Below are 20,959 nucleotides of genomic sequence, written 5' to 3'. Positions count from 1 at the left end.
AACGTTCATATATGAAGTAATTCTTTAAAAAAGGAAGTGATTTATTATACAAATTCAAGCTGTGAAAATACCAAAGAATATTGAAAGTCATTTGCTTAAGCAACTTAGTAACTTAGTTTCAAATGAGAAGAAAGAACGAATGAAGCGTTTATTAAATTCATGCGACATTAATAGAACTCTGATAGGAGATTTACTAATTCGATCTCTAATCTGCCAAAAGTATAAAATTAATAATGAAGAAATTAGATTTATATATAATGAGTATGGAAAACCTTTTGTTGAAAAATTTTCTGACTTTCATTTTAATGTGTCACATTCAGGAGAATGGGTGGTTTGTGCTACTGCTAATTTTAATGTGGGTATTGATATAGAAAAAGTTTCAGAAATAGAGGCTTTTAAATTAGCACATGAATTTTTTTCAGAGGAAGAATTTTATGATATATCTAATATGAATTCTGATGAACAAATTAATTATTTTTATGATTTATGGACATTAAAAGAAAGTTATATAAAAACGATTGGAAAAGGGCTTTATACCCCGTTAAATTCATTCTCTATAAAAAAAGAGTCACGAACTTTAATTACATACAAGAATATACCTAAAAACTTTTACTTTAAACAATATAACATTGATCCAAATTATAAGATATCTGCTTGTGCAATAAGGAATGAATTTCCGCAAGAGATAATAATTAAAGACATTTATACAATTTGCCAAAATATATACAAATTTGAAAGTAAGGAGAAAATCAATGCAGAAGACTAAACTTTTTTGCTTTCCACATGCTGGGGGATCTGCGTTTAGTTACGCAAAATGGAAAAATTACTTTAATCCATATATTGAGGTAGTCCCGATAGAGTTAGCTGGTAGAGGATATAGAATTGAAGAAAGTTTGCACCAAAGTATGGAAGAGGTGGTGAATGATGTCTATAATAATATCGTTATGCAGATAGATGATTCGCCATATATTTTATTTGGGCATAGTATGGGAAGTTTGATTGCCTATGAAGTAGCTAGAAAAATACAAGATTCTAAAAATGTATTGCCTAAATTTCTTGTTTTGTCCGGTAGAAATCATCCAAATAGTAAAATAAAAAATATTCGACATAATCTTTCTAATGAACAATTTAAAAGAGAAGTTATTGCAATGGGAGGTACACCATCTGGGGTACTTGAATCAGAAGAATTAATAGAGATTTTTCTACCTATTCTAAGAGCAGATTTTAAAATTGTCGAGACATATATTCATGACAATAATACACAACCATGTGATATTGATTTTCTTATATTTAATGCGGAAAAGGATGAGTTTACTACATATGATCAAGTAATAAAATGGAAGCAATACACAAGTAAAACGTGTACTTTTCATTCTTTTGAAGGTAATCATTTCTTTCTAGATGAAAATATTAAAGAAATAGCAAATAGTATTATAAGAAAGTTAGATTCTAAAAGATTATCAAATAGTTTTTAGAGATTTTCTAACTATACTCATGCCTAAGAAACAAAAATATTAAAGATGAAAAATACAGGCATTGCTGAAATATCTTTGAACAAAGGCAGGGCAGTTTAAACGAACTATTTAAGGTAGGTGTTGATGGAATTTTAAGTGAAATATATGAAGTAACTTTAGTTTAAGTTGACTTTACCTGAAGGTGAAGTTTTCTTTCTTCATCAGACAGTCGTTGGATAACTGATGAGTTAATCGATGCAAGTAGCGGATCTTGCTTATAATGCTAATTGTAAGTACTATGTACTTTAAAAGCCCAAATCATCAGGCTAAGAAAAATAAATCTATCATTTTCTACTGTAGAATCCTTACTATAAGGATTCTATTTTTTGTATCAAAAATCTATAAAGATAATATCGACGAAAACGAATTAAAAGGTATTTTAAATGAATTTTTTAAAACAACACTAATACTTATAACGTTCGCTAAATATATTCGCTCCTTATGTTTGCAAGAAGCTTACAAACTTTCCTCTTCCAATGCAACTTAAGCGTAAATGAAATTTTTTGTAAATGTGGAACAATTTCATTATTTACACTGTCTATTAAGCGTTACAACATTTTTTATTTAATATATCAAGAAAGGAATAAATATTTTTAACTAAGGGAGAAGATTGAATTGAAAAAATTATGGATGCTGCTTTTCTTTTGTTTTGCAGTTATGTTGGTAGGATGTAATAAAAATGAACTGTCAAAACAAACATTTGAAGAATATATCAATTTATGGAATGATAAAAAATTTGCAAAAATGTATGATCATTTATCAGAGCATGCAAAAAAAACGATTTCTAAAAAGGATTTCACAGAGAAATATCAAAAAATCTATGAGGGTATTGGAGTTAAGAATTTAAAAATTAAAACGAAAGGAGAGAATGCTAAAGATAAAGAGCTTTTTCTTTTTGAAGTTAAGATGGATACGGATGGAGGAACAGTTTCATTTATCCATGAAGCAAAACTCGTGAAAGAAAAGGAATCTTGGAAAATAGATTGGACACCAGATTTCATTTTTCCAGCTATGAAAAAAGATTACAAAGTACGTATGCAAATAGAACAAGGAAAACGCGGAGAAATATATGATCGAAATGGGAAAGCTCTTGCAACGAATGGTAAAGCGACTGAGGTTGGAATTATTCCAGAGAAACTAGGCGAAACGGCAGCGCAAACAAAAGAAATAGTAGCACAATTACTTGATATGTCTGTAGAAGAGGTCGATCAGAAGCTTACAGCGAAATGGATAAAACCAGACTCCTTTGTACCAATTGGTATTTTAAAAGAGGGAACTAGACAGAATGATTATATTGAATTAGAAGGAGTTTCATCTCGCCCAGTAAATATTCGGACGTATCCATTAGGAGAAGCGGCGGCACACTTAACTGGTTATATAGGAAAGGTGAATGCAGAGGAGTTAAAATCGCTTCAAAAAAAAGGGTATCAAGCAGATGATTTAGTAGGAAAGACAGGTTTAGAGAAAGTACTAGAGAATACTTTGCGTGGTGAAAAAGGTGGACGCGTATTTATAGAAGATGAGAATGGAAAAGAAATTAAAAATGTAGCAAAAAAAGAAGCAAAAGAAGGGGAAAACGTTACGTTAACAATTGATGCTGCAATTCAAGAAAAAATCTTTAATGAGATGAAAAATGAAGCAGGATCTAGTGCAGCGGTCAATCCTAAAACAGGTGAAACTATTGCACTTGTAAGTAGCCCTGCTTATAATCCAAATACAATAGTTAGAGGAGCATCAAAAGCTCAACGAGAAGCATGGAATAACGACTCGAAACTACCAATGATGAATCGTTTCACACAAGCATTTGTACCAGGTTCCGTATTTAAAACGATTACTGGTGCAATTGGTTTGGAAACAAACACTATAAACCCTAAGGAAGAATTTAAAATTCAAGGATTAAAGTGGGCAAAAGATTCATCTTGGGGAAATTATTATGTAACACGTGTGAAGGAAGCTAGTCCAATTGATTTTGATAAGGCAATGAAGTACTCTGATAATATTTATTTTGCTCAACAAGCTTTGAAAATGGGAAAAGATCAGTATGTAAATGAATTTAAGAAATACGGATTTCATGAAAAATTACCAATCGAATACGAATTTCCTATTTCAATAATTGCAAGAGATGGGATAAAAAATGATATTCAACTAGCAGACACGGGATATGGACAAGGACAAGTATTAATGACACCACTTCATTTAGCATTAACATATGCACCGATTGTGAATGAAGGGAATATTCCGTCGCCTCATCTTTTAAAAGAAGCAAAAGTAGCGGGGAATTGGAAAGAAAATGTGGTTTCTAAAAAGAATCAAGAGATATTAAAGAGCGCATTAATAAAAGTCATTAATGACCCTGATGGCGCGGGGAGAATTGCTAAGGTTGATGGTATAACTCTTGCTGGTAAAACCGGTACAGCAGAACTGAAGGAGTCGAAAGAAGCAGACGGAAAAGAACTTGGATGGTTTGCAGCTTTTGATGCAAATGCGCCCGACATGATTGTTACCATGATGATCGAAGATGTAAAAGGAAGAGGGGGGAGTAACGTTCCAGGCGAAAAAGTAAAACATGTTTTTCAGAAATAATAAGTAACTATAAGGTGAAATCTTTTACTACATTCATTGTTTGCTTCACGCGAGGGTATAAATTGAGCAATACAAAGAACAATTAAGTTTCGAAAAAGCATTCTCCTTAATCGAGAATGCTTTTTTGTTGTAGCTGAATAAAGATGATAACTTATCTTTGTTTTCATTTTTGAAAGGGTGGTATTGCTAATAGTAAATAGAAGAGTAAAACAAATTGAAAGGGACAAGTGAGGGGGATTTTAAAATTTAACAAAACGTTTATTTAGTAAAGCATAAATAGAGCAAACAAATAAGTATGCTCTAAGAAAAAAGGTGATACAAGTGGAGTGTTGCGTGAAATGCACAAATAATAATCAGATTTTTTATGAGTGTATTTTTAACATTGTATGCTTTACTTGTTTTTAGGAGCCTGTCATGTAAAAGAATGTATAGATGATTATTTTATGAAAGTAATCGCACACTTTTACATTTTTAGGAGGATTTTTCTATCAAAAAAAGATAAACAATGGAACAAATGAAACTTGTATCTTGTCTATATATTGAAACCATAATAAAAGTGAGGGTAGTTTTATCTTTATTCAAATAAGTTCGAGGTGTGGAAATGGAAGAGACGTTTATTGAAAAGTGTATTCATGATGAGCTTGACTATGTTATAAAAGACTATTGGCAAGATGTATGGAATTATTCATTTATTATTACGAAAGATCCACACTTATCAGATGATATCACGCAAGATGTGTTTATAAAGGTATTTAAAAATTGGAATTCATTTCGAAAGGAGTCATCTATTAAAACGTGGATATTAAAAATTACAAGAAATACAGCAATAAACTATTTGAAATCCTCCTATTTTAAAAGGATATCATTAGTAGGTTTTTTTAGTGACGATAAGCAATCTCCATCGGCAGAACGAGAGTTTTTCAAGCAAGAGGAAATGAATGAAGTGTGGGATGTTGTCTTAAAACTACCCAAAAAACACCGTGAAATAATAATTTTAGACGCGAAATATGAATTATCTTATGAAGAAATGGCTGAAACACTAGGAGTATCCATTGGAACTGTTAAATCTAGATTAAGCCGAGCGAGAAGTAAGGTTTCAAAATTAATAGGGGAGGGTAGTAGTGATGAACAATAAAAAAAATCCTGACTGGTATAGTAAATTAAAAAAAGGTCCAATGGAGAATCGTAAAGATGAAGAAGAATTTATTTTTAAAATAAAGCAGTCTATATATGAAAATAATGAAGTGAATTCTGTAAAACATAAAAGACCGTTTCGTAAAAAAGCTCTGCCTATTATAGTTGTTTTTGTTTGTACAATGTTATTTGTTATCGTTCAACAACCATGGCTTGATGATAATAAATCACCGGTCCAAAGTAGTACACAAATTAAGCCTAAAACTAAAGATGAGTCTGCTCAAGATCCAACATTAAAACAATTTATGAATGAATTATATCAAAGTACAAATTCAAAAAATGAAAATGACTTGTATAGAGCGTTAAATGATGAAGTTCTATTTAAAGGGAAGAGTTATAAGAAGGATGAATTGAAATTTGATGAAGATATTTTTCATGAGTTGCAAGTTGCTCTTACCATGGGGGGAGAATTTACAAATGATACAAAGCAAGCATACAAAGTACCAAGTGGATTGACAGAAAGTAACGAACCAAAGCAAGCGCATTATGTATATGCAACTGTTACTGGAAATAAAACGAAAATTTTAGCTGAACCAAAGCGAGAATCACAAGTTTTATATGAAGTATCTAATGAAATGGTAAAAGCTTGGATTCCAGAAAAAGTGCAGAATAATGGATATATAAAAGTATCGACAATTAGCGGTAATACTGGATATGTACAAAAAGAGTATGTTTTAACTGATATTAAATATTCTTTCATGTTCGAAAAGGATCATGAAGGTAAATGGAAAATAACGAATATAGATTCTATATGGTAAAGAGGAAGGTTCACTTTAATGAACCTTCCTCTATGTTTTTATTCTCTTATTGAAGAGTATTCCAGTACTCTAAAATTTCTGATGTAACGAGAGCAGCAATGTTTTTTTCTGAATTACTACCAGGAATAACGACAGAAACGGCAATTTGTGGATTTTCGGTAGGAGCATATGCAATGAAAAGAGAATGGTTTATCATTCTTTCTTGCTCATTCGGAGCACCTGTTATACCTGTTTTACCTGCGACATGAAAGGGTAAGTTTTTAATTTCCTCTATATTTTGGCTCATCCCACCTTGCACGACACTCCAAAATTTCACCGGGTAACGATTTGAACTTTCTAAAATTGGTTTAAACTTTTTTGTTCCCTTACCATTTTGATCAATAATAGCACTTACGATTTGAGGTTTATATTTATCACCTTTACTTGCTAAAGTTGCTGCATATTGAGCAAGTTGAAGAGGAGTGTGTACTTCATTTCCTCCCCAAGAGGCATTTAATAAGGCGGAGATACCATTTTCAAACTTGTTTGTTGGATGAAATTCATATTGTCCGTCTTCTTCAAAAGGTAAATCAATCCCAGTTTTAGAACGAAGGCCGAATTGCTTTAAATACTCTGTCCATATATGTGCAACTTTTTCTATATTCCCATTATTTTGGTTGAATAAGGGTAGAGCTACTTTTGCTGTCATAAATGTGTTAGATGAATTAATGATAGCCTGCCTCGGTGTAATCTCACCTGTTGGCGTTCCAGGTGCATTCGTAATGTTATTTTGATTATCATATTGAAAAGTACCTTTATCTAAATAAGTATCTTCAGGTTGAAAAAGCTTTTCGTTTAATCCAATTAAAATAGTAAGTGGCTTTATAGTTGAGGCCATATTTACATAAGATTCACCATACTTTAATTTTTGAATTGCTTTATTTTGCGAAAGTGATTTGATGTTTTCTTTTTTAGATGATACTTGTTCATATAATGTATTTGGATCAAACACTGCTGAGTTGGCCATAGTTAAAATTGCGCCAGTTTTCACATCGGTTAGCACAACATAACCAGCATTAACATCAGTTATTTTCTTGATTTGAGATCTTAATGCTTCCTCTGTTTTTTGCTGCAACTTAGAGTCTAAAGCTAGCCAGACATCTTTTCCTTTTTGTACTTTTTGTATGTTCCATAAGAACTTTTTATTATTTATTTTAAAAATAAGTGTTTTACCCGGTTTTCCTCTTAAATCATTTTCATATTGCAGTTCAATCCCATTTTTTCCAATAGCCAAATGCTTTGAATTAAGGTCATTTTCTACATACCCAATTACCTGTGAACCAATTTCACGTTTAGGATAATATCGAATCACTTCATCTTTGATTATTACATTATTGGGTTTGTTTTTGTTTATGAATGCAAGTTCATTCTCAGTTATGTCAGAGTATAACGGTATATCATTCATAGTCTGCTTTTTACAAGATTGTTGTAATTGAGATTTTATGTCCTCTGTAGAAATGTCATGTTGAAACTCGCTTGAAAATTGATTGAAAAAAGCTAATGTGTTTGCTGTATCTTGTTTCGATAGCTTCTCATCATTAAAAGTGCAATATAAAGACTTAACTTTCTTATTTGTAGCTAGTATTACACCATTTCGATCAAGTATTTGTCCTCTTTCGGCCGAAGAAGTTTCGATAGTAATTGAAAAGAAATGGCTTTTTAACAAAATTATTAATATCAAACCTACAATAGAAAGAATCGCTATAAATCTCCATCTTTTTATTTTTGTATGTAACATAAAACCCTCCCTTTTTAGCTTATTTCATCTTATAGTTAATTATTTTTTTTGTAAATGTGGAACAACTTTATTATTTAGGTTGTCTATTAAGTATTACAGCATGAAGAAAGGAATAATCAGTATGAAAAGTTTTTAGCAAATCTATGTGTAAGTTTTATATGGGCCAGTATATAGTTTAGCATTTCTAATGCTAGCGACAAAAAATAGAGAGAAAATAGGAAAGGAGAGTTATGAATTACGTAGCTAAACGAAAAGGTATGAATGCTAACAAGGATTTAGCAAAAAAGTCGAAACGATATTTATAATCGGTCATCGGTATGTAACATATAAGGAATTAAATGGAGGATTTATGGAAAAACAAAAAGGAAAGAACAAGACGTATATATCTATACGATTAAATATAATGTTCCTTTGCATATTTTTACTATTCTCAGCTATTATTGTTCAGCTAGGAAAGGTGCAAATCGTAGAGGGAGAGGCTTATAAGAATCAAGTAGAAAGCAGTCAAAATGCAACTACTAGCATTCCAGTTCCACGTGGACAAATACTAGATCGAGAAGGGAAAACAGTTGTTAATAATAAATCTCTTCGTACGATTACGTATACAAGGGTAAAGGGAATTACTAGTGAAGATATTTTAAAAACAGCAAAAGACTTAGCGGAAGTGCTTGAAATGCCTGAACAAGATATAAATAAATTAACAGACATCGATAAAAAAGATTTTTGGATGCAGTTGAATAGGCAACGTGCGGAGACAATGATTACTAAAAAAGATATAGAAAAGTTAAAAGATAAGGGAATAGAGGGAAAAGAGTTAGATAAAAAAATAGAAGACTTAAGACGAAGTCGTGTTACAGAATTAGAATTGGCAGAATTAACAGCACAAGATTTAAAGGTGTTAGCTATTAAAAGTAAAATGAGTTCTGGTTATCAACTAACACCACAAATTATAAAAAAAGATGTAACAGATCAAGAGTATGCGCGAATAAGTGAAAACCTTGCTGAGTTTCCAGGAGTAGATGCAGCAGTTGATTGGGAACGTAATTATGTAAATGGTAATTTATTCCGTTCTGTGTTGGGTAATATTACGAGTAGTGAAGAAGGGTTACCGAAAGAAAACTTAGATTCTTATTTGGTACGTGGATATAACCGTAATGATCGTGTAGGAAAAAGTTATATTGAACAACGATATGAAGATGTGTTACACGGTACAAAAGAAGAAATGAAAAATATTACTGATAAATCAGGAAACATTATAAACACAGAGATAATCTCTAAAGGAAAAAGTGGTAATAGTTTAACATTAACGATTGATATGGAATTACAAAAGAAAGTGGAAGAAAGTATAGAGAAAAATTTGAGAGCGTTTAAGAGTTCAGAGCCACTGTTGGACCGAGCTTTTGTCGTCATGACGAATCCAAATAACGGACAGATTTTATCTATGGCAGGCAAAAAGATTGTAGAAAAAGAAGGGAAATTAGAGATTGAGGATTTGGCATTAGGTAACATGACAACTTCCTATGAGCTAGGGTCAGCTGTAAAAGGTGCAACTGTATTAACTGGATATGAGACAGGGGCAATACGGCCAGGAGATCAATTTTATGATGCACCCATGAAATTTAAAGGTACACAAGCTAAGAAATCGTGGAATGTATCCGGATTTGGTAATATTAATGATTTACGAGCGCTACAAGTATCTTCGAATGTATACATGTTCCAGACAGCTTTAAAAATTGCGGGAGTTAATTACGTACCAAATGGTTCGTTGGATATAAAACAAGGAGCATTTGATACGATGCGCTATTATTTTAAACAATTTGGATTAGGAGTTCCAACAGGTATTGATTTACCGAATGAAATAATTGGACAAACTAGAAAAGTAGATAGTCAGCCTGGGTTTTTACTAGATTTTTCTATCGGGCAGTATGATACGTATACACCGTTGCAATTGGCGCAATATATTTCAACGATTGCTAATGGCGGTTATAGAATGCAACCTCAAATTGTACAAGAAATACGAGAACAATCAATAAAAGAAGAAGAGGTTGGCAAAGTTATACGCTCTATAGAGCCTGTCGTATTAAATCGAATTGATATGAAGACAGAACATATTGATCGGATAAAAGAAGGGTTTAGATGGGTATTCCAAGAAGGTGATGGAACTGGCGTGAAGTATTTCAAAAACGCGCCATATAAACCAGCAGGAAAGACAGGGACAGCTCAAACTGTATATGGTGGAGATGATCCAATTGGTAGAAATGCGAAAGGGGAACGTATGGAATGTTACAACTTAACGTTAGTTGGATACGCCCCATATGATAATCCAGAAGTAGCATTCTCAGTAGTAGTCCCATGGCTTCATGATGATAAAAATGGTATTAATTCTATAATTGGAAAGGAAGTTTTAGATGTATACTTTGATTTGAAAAAGCAACGTATAAATGGTGAACCTACTAATTCAGATGTTCTAAATCAAAATCAGTAAAACTTATATACTTTTTTAGGGGAATAGATTTTGTTAATATAAGTGCATTTAAAAGTAAAAAATAAAATTTGAAATAAGCGATAGTGACAATCATAGTTGCTATCTCTTATTTTATTAATAAATGTGATACAAGTTATAAAGTTTTTATGTTTATGGAACAAACTTGTTTCGGTGATTGTCTATTATGTGTACGTATAAAAAGGTATTAAGAATTTGAAAGGAATGATGATTTTGAAAAATAAGAGGATGCTAAAAATAGGTATATGCGTTGGTATATTAGGTTTAAGTCTTACAAGCTTAGAAGCTTTTAAAGGAGGGCCATTGCAAGTTGAGGCGAAAGAAAAGACAGGACAAGTGAAGCATGAACATCAGGCGACGTATAAAGAGTTCTCTCAACTTGAGAAAAAATTCGATGCACGATTAGGTGTATATGCGATTGATACTGGTACAAATCAAATAATCTCTTATCGACCTAACGAAAGGTTTGCCTTTGCATCAACATACAAGGCGTTAGCGGCAGGGGTATTACTACAGCAAAACTCTACTGAGAAATTAAATGAAGTTATTACTTATACGAAAGAAGACTTAGTGGATTATTCACCTGTTACCGAGAAACATGTAGATACTGGAATGACACTAGGAGAAATTGCTGAGGCTGCTGTTCGTAACAGTGATAATACTGCAGGGAACATTTTATTTAGCAAAATAGGCGGACCAAAAGGATATGAAAAAGCGCTTAGACAGATGGGTGATCGGGTTACTATGTCTGATCGCTTTGAAACAGAATTAAACGAGGCTATTCCAGGAGACATTCGTGATACTAGTACAGCGAAAGCAATTGCTACGAATCTGAAAGCCTTTACGGTCGGAAATGTGCTTCCGGTTCAAAAACGTAACATTCTTACAGGGTGGATGAAAGGAAATGCTACAGGAGACAAACTTATTCGTGCAGGCGTACCAACTGACTGGATAGTTGCAGATAAATCCGGTGCTGGAAGTTATGGGACACGAAATGATATTGCTATCGTTTGCCCGCCAAATAGAGCACCAATTATTATCGCAATTTTATCTAGTAAAGATGAGAAAGAAGCTACTTATGATAATCAACTCATTGCAGAGGCAACTGAAGTTATAGTTAAGGCTCTTAAGTGATAATCTCTCAATTCATTATGTAATAAAATATGAACTTGGAAAGTGATTCTTTTTAATGTGAAAAGAATCGCTTTTTTTGTATTCCTATAATGAATAGTAAGTATATAAGTGAAAATTATTATGTCATGGAAAATTTATCGCCTAAAGTGTATGAGGGGAGTTTTCGCCTGTGGTGTTCGTACTAATATAATTATTATATATAAGATAATTATATTTTGGAGTATCTAAGCTAAAGATTTTTATATGGATATGTAATTTTACATATCCATATAAAAGACACATATGTGTCAATCACTATTAAATTATATTGAAATTATTTTTAGGTAAGGAATTCATATAGATTTTGGAATAAAAGGATTTTTATGTTTAATTATCATAGTATAATTATTTCACTGTATGAAATGAAATTTGTATTGAACTTTTTTAAATATAATATTTATAAATTCGAATGGTGAATATCTGAAAAATCAAATTTAACCAATGTGATTTTCTGGTTTACTTATGAAAAACATAGTGTTTACAATGAGGGGGAAGTAAGGTCCTTATATTTTATCAAAAATAAATAAAAAACGAAATGCAATTTCTCTTTTGAAAAAATGCTATCCTCAAGTGTTTGTGAAGAAATCCTAACGTTAGGTTGTACAACTCTTAAAAAAGATGGATGAGGCTACTCGAATTCAAGACAAAATAGCTGGATTATCCAAAGAACAAGTAGACAAGCATTATATCCACTACGTAGAAGAAAATCATTCCCCAGATTATTATATGTATGCGACTTCTTATCAAACTGCATATGTAGGAGATGCAATTCAATATGTATTAGGTATTAATAAATTTATAAAAGATGGTCGGGGTCCATGGCATGAGGCAGGGCATTTGAGACAGCAATCATCTTGGAAGTTTTATAATATGACAGAAGTACAAAATAATATTTACAGCCTTTCTGTAGAAAAAGCATTTACATCTAATCAACCTTTTAGATTGCAACAAGAGGGCGCTTATACTAAGGCATTTCAATACTTAGAACAACCTAATAAAAATTATGACGAAGTTAGTGATGTTTTTGTTAAACTTGTTATGCTTTGGCAACTACAGCTAGCATATGGAGAGGATTTCTATCCTAAATTGCATCAATTGTATAGAGACATGCCTTTAAGTGAACTTCCACAAACTGATGAAAATAAAAAACAATTATTTATGATTTCAGCATCAAAAGTGGCCAAACAAAATTTGATTCCTTTCTTTGAGAAGTGGGGATTACGTCCGAATAAAGATACCATTCAAAAAGTGGCTGCATTAGGATTTCAAATTTTAACAGCAGAGATTTGGAAGGGTACGGATTTTAATCCAATTAAACCAGATGTGCCTAATGAAAATAATATTTTAGAAGGAAGCCAGTTTGCAAGGACAATGAAAGGAATTAGTGATTTCGAATTTTTCATCTTTCCTATTACGCATTGTATGGTGGAGGTCATGGCCCATTTTTATCACTCCATAGCAATACACTCTTTGTATATATTTTTTAATTACATGCTATATATCTAAAAAGGGTATCGGAATATGAGTGATATGTAATGCTTGTAATAGGTGTGAATTATGTGATGCCACCTATTGTAACAGCTAATATGTAAGTTCTTATCTTTCTTAAAAACATTATCTATCTAGCTTCGTGAAAAGCATTTTGATGGATTATTTTAATTTGATATAAAAAGAGGACGCATTATTATAAAATGTACCCTATAGAATAGACACTGAAAAAAAGTCTATTCTATAGGGTATTTCTTGTATAATGAGAGAAAATTGGGATCGGAGAAAGTTCAAAATGACAAAAAAGCTATTTACGGAAAGAGACATTCAAATTCTATCAAATAACCCCTACATAAAATCTGTAAGTCAGAAAGGTATCACTTATACAGATGAATTTAAGCGTATTTTTATTGAGGAAAATGAGAAAGGAAAACTACCTCGAAATATTTTTGAAGAATGTGGTTTTGATATAGATATAATTGGAATGAAACGAATTATGTCATCAGGAAGTAGATGGCGTGCTGCTTACAGAAAAAATGGTGTATTTGGTTTGCGAGATACACGCACCGAAAACGCGGGAAGAACTCTTGAGAGAGAGCTTACGTTAGAAGAGAAGTATGCTCGTTTAGAAGCCGAACGGAACTTACTAAAGGCAGAAAATGAATTGTTAAAAAAGATCAAACTTATGGAAGGGAGGATGAGAAGGAAATAACGTTATCACCTAGTCAGAAATATATCCTGATTCGTTCTGTTATCATAAAATATAACTTAAGAAATATGGTGAGTTATTTGTGTAAAGTAGCTGGTGTATCCCGTTCGGGATACTATAATTATTTTTCCATTTCATCTCAAGAACAACGGAAACAAAAGAACAATCAAGATGAAATCGTGAAAGAAATCATATTAAAAGCACTTCGATTTAGAAATCGAAAGAAAGGGGCTCGTCAAATAAAAATGACATTGGTGGGTCATTTTCAAGTTGTCTACAATTTAAAGCGTATCCGTAGAATCATGAAAAAATATGAGATTGTCTGTCCGATTCGGAAAGCAAATCCTTATAAAAGAATGCTGAAAGCTTCAAAAGAACATCGAGTAGTGCCGAATCAATTAAATCGAGAATTTAAACAAAATATCCCAGGAAAAACGCTTCTTACAGATATCACTTATTTAATTTACGGTAAGAATAAAAGAGCTTATTTATCTACAATTTTAGATGGCTCAACCAATGAAATTTTAGCTTACCATGTTTCAGAACAGATGACATTAGACCTCGTAACAACAACTCTTCATAAACTAAAACGGAATAAGAGGATTCCATTGACTGAAGGCGCATATATTCATTCAGATCAAGGAGCCCACTACACAAGCCCTACCTACCAAAAATTAGTCAAAAAGCTAAAGCTCGGACAATCTATGTCAAGAAGAGGGAACTGTTGGGATAACGCTCCACAAGAATCATTTTTTGGTCATCTGAAAGATGAAGCACATATAAAACCTTGCGAGTCTTTTACTGAGTTGAAACAAGAGATTAAGAAATATATGACGTACTATAATCACTATAGATATCAATGGAATTTAAAAAAGATGACTCCTGTTGGATACAGAAATCATCTTCTTGATGTTGCCTAACTTTTTTCAAAATGTCCTTTACAAAGGGTACAGATTAATTATTTACGTCCTCTTTTTATTTTTATTTATTAGATAAATTTAAGCCGAAACTTTTGTTTTAATTATGTCGATTCACGGATAATTAAGTTTGTAGGATATTCAATAATTTTACGTTTAATAGATTCATCTGTATTTATATATAGTAGAATCTCGTTAACGGTACGTTTACTCAGTTCAACAATTGGAATATCAATGGTACTAATTGTTGGAGTTGTAACTGTACAAATTAATTGATTATCATAACCACAAACAGCTAAGTCAGTTGGAATAGAATATCCTTTTATAGTAGCTCCTTTAATGACTCCAGCAGCAACTTGATCATTTCCAGTAAATAATGCAGTAGGTCTATCTTTTAATTTATCTAATTTCTCAAAAATTCTAAATCCATCTTTAATAGTAATTGCATCTCCAAACAGCCAATTTTTATTGAATGGTAATTGCTTTTCTTTTAAGGCATGCAAATATCCTTGTTGGCGTTTTAATTGTGCTTGACTATTAAGAGAATCAAAACAAAAGCCAATTTTTTTATGATCTTTGTTTATTAAATGTTTAACAGCTTTGTATCCAGCTTCAAATTCATCGTAACAAATTATTGGAATAGGTGCATTTTCCTCATACTCATTACAAAGTAATATGGGCCCATATGCTAAATAATGCTCTATATTTTCCCAACTATTTTCTAGGGATGCGAGAATTACACCATCTACAGCTTTATTCTTTAGTAAGGAAAGTAATTCTAGTTCTATTTTTTTCTCATAAAAAGTCTGATAAATTAGCAATTTGTAATTGTGTTTTAATAATTCTTTAGAAATTTCTCTAGCTAATTTTCCGAAAAAAGGATGATCTATATTTGGAATTGATAAAGCGATGGTTTGTGTCTTATTTATCCTAAGATTCCTAGCAATAGAACTAGGAGTATAGTTGAATTCTTGCATTACTTTTATTATTTTCTCACGTTTTTCTGAATTTACATATGGATGATTATTTAGAACTCTTGAAACCGTAGCATTTGATACATTACATAATTTAGCTATTTCGTTAATTGTTACCATAGAGAAACCCTCCGTAAAAAAAATGTTGACATGTAATCGATAACATAAAATATAGTCTACTCATGATTTTCAAAATAATTTCTTAGAGGTGATTTAACGTGAAAACTCTTACTACAATTTCTGGACATAGTAAAGACAATTTAGCTTTATTAAAGTGCCTACAGGGGGAAACAAAAGAAAAAGAATTTGAAATTAGTAATATATTGCCGAATCACAAGATGAAAGAGAAATTATTTAGGGAAAATAAATTGAAAATAGATATTGATATAGAAAAAGATATTTTCAATTATAGCAGAAAAAATATACAGAAAATAGAATTTATGCCAGTTAATCGGTTGATTTCTCAAGATGAGGTTGAGAAAATTATAGGAGTTTTAAAAGATGTTTTACCGACAGGTCAATTTACAAGTGGACCATTTTCAAAAAAGCTAGAAGAAGTAATCGGAAATTATTTAAATAAAAAGTTTGTAATTGCAACAAGTAGTGGTACGGATGCCCTTATGCTGTCATTGTTATCTATTGGTATTCAGCCGGGAGATGAAGTAATTATGCCAGCTAATAGTTTTGCTGCTACTGAAAATGCCGTGTTAGCAGTCGGAGCAAAACCTATATTTGTAGATATAGATCAGCAGAGTTATTGTATTGATCCATCTAAAATAGAAGAAGCTATAACTAAAAAAACTAAATGCATTTTACCTGTACATTTGTATGGTAAACAATGTGAAATGAAAAAGATTCGTGAAATTGCGGATCTATATCAATTAACAGTTATTGAAGATGCATGTCAAGCTATTGGTTCTTCAAATCTTGGAGAATATGGAGATATAATTGTCCTTAGTTTTAATCCATATAAGAATTTTGGTGTATGTGGTAAGGCAGGTGCAATAGTTACTAATAATGAAACTCTTGCAATTCGTTGCAATCAATATAGTTATCATGGATTTGAGATTGATAAAAAAAATAAAAAGGTATTAGACTTTGGATTCAATTCTAAAATTGATAATTTGCAAGCAGCTATTGGTTTGGAAAGAATTAAGTACTTATCATATAACAATTTAAAAAGAGCGTATTTAGCTCAACGATATATACGTGATTTAAAGGAATTAGAGGATAGAGAATTAATTAAGCTACCTATGATGACAGAAGATAATGTCTGGCACCTTTTTCCGATTAGAGTTGAAAATGGAAGAAGAGACGAGTTGAAAAATAAATTGTACCAAATGTATAACATTGAAACAGATATTTATTATCCGGTATTATCTCATAAACAAAATACTAAGTGGATAAAGGAAAATGATTTGCAAAACAATATATTAAATACAGAGCAAGTTCATAAAGGAATATTACATTTACCTTTACACCCAAATATGATGTTAGAAGAGCAAAATTTCGTTTTGGAGGGATTATTCAATGTCAATAAGTAATGAAGTTTTAAAGTCTTTAAATTTTGAAAGACTACCACAGGTTAAAAAGCCTAAATATGTAGTGTTCTGTGATTTTGATGAAACTTATTATCCTCATAACATGGATGATTCTAAAAGAAGCAATATGAAATTGTTAGAAAAGTATTTGTATGAACAAGGAAGTAAAGGGGATTTAGTAATTGGTTGGGTAACGGGAAGTAGTTTAGAATCAATTGTTGAAAAAATGAAAAAGGGTGATATTCAGTATTTCCCTCATTTTGTGGCGAGTGGATTAGGTACAGAAATAACGTACTTTGATAGTAATGGGACTACTATAGATGATCAAATTTGGGAGGAGAGAATTATAGGGGGTGGTTTTGATTCTTCAAAGATTGAAAGAATTCTTAAATTGCTAGAATCAAAATATGAAATTTTTTTAAGACCTCAGACACAATTAGGAAGTTCTAAGTACAAATTTAATTTTTATTATGAAGAGCAAAATGAATTTATTGATGCAAAGAATTTAGAAAAGATAGAAGAAATTGGAGAGATATTCCAAGTTGGAGTAAATATCAACAAATGTAATCCATTAGCTGGTGATCCAGAAAATTGCTATGATGTAGATTTTATTCCGCTTGGAACAGGTAAAGATGAGATAGTGAAATTTATTTTAGACAAGTACGAACTAGATAAAACAAAAGCAATTGCTTTTGGAGATAGTGGGAATGATTTAAGGATGCTACAAGCTGTAAGACATGGTTATTTAGTAGAAAATGCAACTGAAGAGGCTAAAAAAACACACTCAATGTTAGCTCAAGGTGAATACTCGATTGGAATTTTAAATACTCTAAAGCACATTATTAATTAAAAGGGGATGTTCATATAATGAATATTGGAATTATAGGTGCAGGAAGTATTGCAAGAGCTCATTCTAGAGCATTATCAACTGTTGATAATTGTAAATTAGTTGGAGTGTATGATGTTAATTATGAGAATGCCGATAAATTGATAGGGGATTTTGGTGGGAAGGTTTTTAATAGCTATGAAGAGTTACTAGAAGTAGTTGATGGGGTAATAATATCTTCCCCGAATTTTTGTCATAAATCTCAAGCAGTTCAAGCGTTATTAAAAAATAAGCATGTGTTATGTGAAAAGCCAATGGCTATTTCTTGTGAAGAAGCAAAATACATGATGGCAATAGCAAAAAATACTAATTTAGTAGCTTCAATGGGGTTTAACTATCGCTATCTATCTTATGTTAAGGCTTTAAAACAATTAATTCAAAATGAAGAATTAGGGGAAATAGTAGTGGTAAGGTTGCATTTTAAAAAGAATAGCGCTTTTAGGAGAACTTCGTTTACTTGGCGAGATGATTTTCAAAGTAATAGAACTAGTGGGGCCTTGGGAGATTTGGGAATTCATCTAATAGATTTACTATGGTTTTTATTTGAGAGTGATTTTAGAGAGGATACCGTTCGTACTAAAATTAAAACAAATGTTAAGGAAAAAGAAAGCAAACCAGTTTTTGTTGATGACTATGCTGAGGTTTATGGCCAATTGAATAATAAGGTTTTTGTTAATATTACAACATCTAAAAGCTCATTTCTTGACGATTGTGGTTTTAGTATAGAGGTAATAGGTACGAAGAAAGAATATAAGTATTCTTCTAAAGAGCCAAATAAATATATACTCTTTGATGGATTGGAAAAACATGAAATCTCGTTACCTTTACCGTTGCTAGTCGATCCAGAAAATGAGATTTTTGAATGGTCTGATTCTTTTAGGAGTGAAATTATAGAATGGGCTAAGGCTGCGGAAGGTGGTCCTAATAAGTCTGTAGCAACATTTGAAGATGGATTTCGTTCACAAGTTATATTGGATATGTTTTTTGATAAAAGCAGTAGTAATAAAGAACGATCTGTAGCAACTATTTAGTTTTATGGTAAAAACAGGGGTTTAGAACTTTTACTTAAATCCCTGTTTTTATTTTGGATTGGAGTTGAGAAAAGATGCGGTTAATGTTTTATTATGGTTGCTTGTTTTATTTTATTGTAGGAATAATACATGTTTGCATCGGTAGTTTAATTCCTTCATTAATACAATATTATGGAAGAACCCCTGATCAATTAGGTGTTTTAATATTTTTTCAATTTACGGGTTTTTTATTTGGTGTTCTAAGTTCACCCATACTAGTAAGAAAGTATCATTATTTTAAAACAATAACATTCGGTGTTTTAGTAATGTCCATTGTCCTAGGAGGTTTTATATATATTAAAGAATGGGCATATTTAGCCGTTATTTGTTTTGTATTAGGCTATGGAGCAGGTTTGTTAGAAACTACGGTGGGTTCCTTTATTATTTCAGCAGAAAGGAATAGTGCTGCTAAATTTAGTATTCTCGAAGTATGGTTTGGGGTTGGGGCGCTAGGGTTTCCGTTACTAGTTAATTATATTACAAAATTTTATGAATGGTATTTTATTCTTTATGGGATATTACTATTCTTTATTTTTACACTATTTGTTTGGTACATGCTTGGACGTACAAAATTTCTAAATTTTTCTCCTCAAAAAAATGAAAAGGGAGGAGCATCCCTTTCCTCATTCACTCTTAAATTTAAAAGTGAAAAGATTAAAGTTATAGTATTTATTTCACTTTTTGCATTCTTATATGCAGGCATAGAAACCAATCTTGCAAATTTTTTATCTACAATAATGATTCTTACCAATAATGAATTAATCAGTTCAGTAAGTATATCTTGTTTTTGGCTAGCCATAGTTATAGGAAGAATACTTGTAGGTAAGTTTGCTCATAAATTTAATTATTGGACATACATTACATCTAGTTGCTTTACATTAGTGATTCTATTATTTCTATTCCCCTTTGTTCAAGGTACAGGTATGTATTTGTTTATCATCTTCATTATTGGTTTAGTCATAGCGGGTGTTTTTCCAATAACATTAATACTAGCTTCCCGTATTATGGAAAATAATATTGATCAAGTGACTAGTCTATTTATCGCATCGGCCAGTTTAGGGGGGGCACTAGTATCTTTCTTAATTAGCTGGAGTCTATCATTAAATACTATAACTGTTACTTTTGGGATATTTTCACTTTTTGCATTGAGTCTAGGTTGTATTATTTTAAAAATGAGGAAAATTGCAACTTACAGTAACGAAAGTGCCAAAAAGGTAGAAAGTATGAAAAATTTATAGAAAAAATTTTTATAATATGAAAAAGTTAATTTTATTGGGAATTCCTAAAAAAGTTGATAAAGTTAAAAATTCTGTATTTGGGCTTTGTTTTATATATTGTGCTGTGTAATATATAAAACAGAGATACTTCAAAAATAAAAATGATATGCAACAGTGACCAGTTCTCAGGTAATAAAAAGTTATTTTAATTAGCTTTTCAGATTAATCTAAGAGGGGTTTGTTATCGAATGGAGATAAAGATTAGTAAATAGGATAAGATTGATATCTCTAAAAAATTAAAGTCTTTTTTAGCTGAACAGTATTCACTGGAATTGGGTGAATACATAAGCTATGAGTTACTTGAATTCATAATAAAGGAATTAAATCCACATTTTAATCAAGTTACAAGGGACAGGTTAGAAATGTTGTTAAAGAATATAGAAAAAGATATATACAGTTAATAGACTTTAAATGACAATTGAAATAATAAGATATCATTTTAGATATCTTAATACTCAGTAAGAATAGAATAAGTAATGCGTTACAGAACACTCATCCAAATTTATTGATTATAAAGGATGGGTGTTTTTTTCATATAGTATGTTATGAAAAAACTGTCGATGAAAGTCTACATTAAAGACTATCCCGCATTTTT

15 protein-coding genes and 2 pseudogenes are annotated in these 20,959 nt (G+C 31.4%); 15 read left to right on the top strand and 2 right to left on the bottom strand.

All coding sequences use genetic code 11. The annotated features are described in order from the left end of the window. The first annotated feature begins 61 nt into the window (after window positions 1–61). The 6 genes and pseudogenes from QCI46_RS15105 to QCI46_RS15080 all read left to right on the top strand — a co-directional run bounded on the left by QCI46_RS15105 (window position 62) and on the right by QCI46_RS15080 (window position 6,049). On the top strand, window positions 62–766 hold the full coding sequence (locus tag QCI46_RS15105; RefSeq protein ID WP_483299016.1) for a 4'-phosphopantetheinyl transferase family protein: 705 nt from the start codon (window positions 62–64) through the stop codon (window positions 764–766). Then, window positions 753–1,475 carry a thioesterase II family protein gene (locus tag QCI46_RS15100; protein ID WP_353840725.1) on the top strand — a complete coding sequence of 241 codons (723 nt, stop codon included), beginning with the start codon at window positions 753–755 and terminating at the stop codon, window positions 1,473–1,475. Before QCI46_RS15105 ends, QCI46_RS15100 begins: the two co-directional genes overlap by 14 nt. Before the next feature lie 188 nt (window positions 1,476–1,663). Next, a pseudogene (locus QCI46_RS15095) lies at window positions 1,664–1,735 on the top strand (SDR family oxidoreductase); the annotation flags it as partial. Between the two features lie 394 nt (window positions 1,736–2,129). Further along, a complete protein-coding gene (locus tag QCI46_RS15090; RefSeq protein WP_353840723.1) occupies window positions 2,130–4,097 on the top strand; it encodes a penicillin-binding transpeptidase domain-containing protein in 1,968 nt (655 codons plus the stop codon). A 601-nt stretch (window positions 4,098–4,698) separates the two neighbouring features. Further along, on the top strand, window positions 4,699–5,232 hold the full coding sequence (locus tag QCI46_RS15085) for an RNA polymerase sigma factor (RefSeq protein WP_060488847.1): 534 nt from the start codon (window positions 4,699–4,701) through the stop codon (window positions 5,230–5,232). After that, window positions 5,222–6,049 (top strand): SH3 domain-containing protein, encoded by an 828-nt coding sequence (locus QCI46_RS15080; protein WP_353840722.1) that lies wholly within the window; start codon window positions 5,222–5,224, stop codon window positions 6,047–6,049. The genes QCI46_RS15085 and QCI46_RS15080 overlap by 11 nt, the downstream gene beginning before the upstream one ends. Before the next feature lie 46 nt (window positions 6,050–6,095). On the opposite strand, the gene QCI46_RS15075 is transcribed toward QCI46_RS15080, so the two are convergent. After that, window positions 6,096–7,826 (bottom strand): peptidoglycan D,D-transpeptidase FtsI family protein, encoded by a 1,731-nt coding sequence (locus QCI46_RS15075; RefSeq protein WP_353840721.1) that lies wholly within the window; start codon window positions 7,824–7,826, stop codon window positions 6,096–6,098. Window positions 7,827–8,175: 349 nt separating this feature from the next. Between QCI46_RS15075 and QCI46_RS15070 the strand changes: the two genes are divergently transcribed. The 4 genes and pseudogenes from QCI46_RS15070 (at window position 8,176) to QCI46_RS15055 (ending at window position 14,619) form a co-directional block, all read left to right on the top strand. Beyond that, window positions 8,176–10,311, top strand: coding sequence for a peptidoglycan D,D-transpeptidase FtsI family protein (locus QCI46_RS15070; RefSeq protein ID WP_353840720.1), 2,136 nt, complete (start codon window positions 8,176–8,178; stop codon window positions 10,309–10,311). Between the two features lie 204 nt (window positions 10,312–10,515). Further along, window positions 10,516–11,463 carry a class A beta-lactamase Bla1 gene (bla, locus tag QCI46_RS15065; protein WP_483299029.1) on the top strand — a complete coding sequence of 316 codons (948 nt, stop codon included), beginning with the start codon at window positions 10,516–10,518 and terminating at the stop codon, window positions 11,461–11,463. Window positions 11,464–12,102: 639 nt separating this feature from the next. Continuing rightward, a pseudogene (locus QCI46_RS15060) lies at window positions 12,103–12,900 on the top strand (M60 family metallopeptidase); the annotation flags it as partial. Between the two features lie 385 nt (window positions 12,901–13,285). Beyond that, window positions 13,286–14,619, top strand: a protein-coding gene (locus QCI46_RS15055) for an IS3 family transposase (RefSeq protein WP_353839582.1) whose coding sequence is annotated in 2 segments (ribosomal slippage) — window positions 13,286–13,673 and window positions 13,673–14,619 — 1,335 coding nt in all. Because the reading frame shifts where the segments join, the coding sequence is not laid out codon by codon here. 101 nt (window positions 14,620–14,720) lie between these two features. Here QCI46_RS15055 and QCI46_RS15050 read toward each other — a convergent pair. After that, window positions 14,721–15,710 carry a LacI family DNA-binding transcriptional regulator gene (locus tag QCI46_RS15050; protein ID WP_060488887.1) on the bottom strand — a complete coding sequence of 330 codons (990 nt, stop codon included), beginning with the start codon at window positions 15,708–15,710 and terminating at the stop codon, window positions 14,721–14,723. 98 nt (window positions 15,711–15,808) lie between these two features. Here QCI46_RS15050 and QCI46_RS15045 point away from each other — a divergent pair, with 98 nt between their 5' ends. From QCI46_RS15045 to QCI46_RS15025, 5 genes are all read left to right on the top strand, one after another. After that, window positions 15,809–17,134: a DegT/DnrJ/EryC1/StrS aminotransferase family protein gene (locus QCI46_RS15045; RefSeq protein ID WP_353840718.1), complete on the top strand. Its 1,326-nt coding sequence runs from the start codon at window positions 15,809–15,811 to the stop codon at window positions 17,132–17,134. Beyond that, window positions 17,121–17,981: an HAD-IIB family hydrolase gene (locus tag QCI46_RS15040; protein ID WP_353840717.1), complete on the top strand. Its 861-nt coding sequence runs from the start codon at window positions 17,121–17,123 to the stop codon at window positions 17,979–17,981. The genes QCI46_RS15045 and QCI46_RS15040 overlap by 14 nt, the downstream gene beginning before the upstream one ends. A gap of 17 nt (window positions 17,982–17,998) precedes the next feature. Further along, window positions 17,999–19,048: a Gfo/Idh/MocA family protein gene (locus QCI46_RS15035; RefSeq protein ID WP_353840716.1), complete on the top strand. Its 1,050-nt coding sequence runs from the start codon at window positions 17,999–18,001 to the stop codon at window positions 19,046–19,048. A gap of 74 nt (window positions 19,049–19,122) precedes the next feature. Next, complete coding sequence (locus QCI46_RS15030; RefSeq protein ID WP_353840715.1) at window positions 19,123–20,325, top strand: MFS transporter; 1,203 nt, start codon at window positions 19,123–19,125, stop codon at window positions 20,323–20,325. A 257-nt stretch (window positions 20,326–20,582) separates the two neighbouring features. Continuing rightward, window positions 20,583–20,765, top strand: coding sequence for a hypothetical protein (locus QCI46_RS15025; protein WP_353841878.1), 183 nt, complete (start codon window positions 20,583–20,585; stop codon window positions 20,763–20,765). Window positions 20,766–20,959 lie beyond the last annotated feature (194 nt).

The organism is Bacillus cereus group sp. RP32, assembly GCF_040459735.1.
Taxonomy (GTDB): domain Bacteria; phylum Bacillota; class Bacilli; order Bacillales; family Bacillaceae_G; genus Bacillus_A; species Bacillus_A wiedmannii.
The sequence above is the reverse complement of the archived record's forward strand: the minus strand, read 5'-3'. Positions and strand labels throughout refer to the sequence as shown.

Coding starts and splice junctions, on each gene's coding strand:
- QCI46_RS15040 (WP_353840717.1), top strand. CDS start 17,121: ATGTCAATAAGTAATGAAGTTTTAAAGTCTTTAAATTTTGAAAGACTA.
- QCI46_RS15070 (WP_353840720.1), top strand. CDS start 8,176: ATGGAAAAACAAAAAGGAAAGAACAAGACGTATATATCTATACGATTA.
- QCI46_RS15030 (WP_353840715.1), top strand. CDS start 19,123: ATGCGGTTAATGTTTTATTATGGTTGCTTGTTTTATTTTATTGTAGGA.
- QCI46_RS15035 (WP_353840716.1), top strand. CDS start 17,999: ATGAATATTGGAATTATAGGTGCAGGAAGTATTGCAAGAGCTCATTCT.
- QCI46_RS15050 (WP_060488887.1), bottom strand. CDS start 15,710: ATGGTAACAATTAACGAAATAGCTAAATTATGTAATGTATCAAATGCT.
- QCI46_RS15100 (WP_353840725.1), top strand. CDS start 753: ATGCAGAAGACTAAACTTTTTTGCTTTCCACATGCTGGGGGATCTGCG.
- QCI46_RS15080 (WP_353840722.1), top strand. CDS start 5,222: ATGAACAATAAAAAAAATCCTGACTGGTATAGTAAATTAAAAAAAGGT.
- QCI46_RS15075 (WP_353840721.1), bottom strand. CDS start 7,826: ATGTTACATACAAAAATAAAAAGATGGAGATTTATAGCGATTCTTTCT.
- QCI46_RS15085 (WP_060488847.1), top strand. CDS start 4,699: ATGGAAGAGACGTTTATTGAAAAGTGTATTCATGATGAGCTTGACTAT.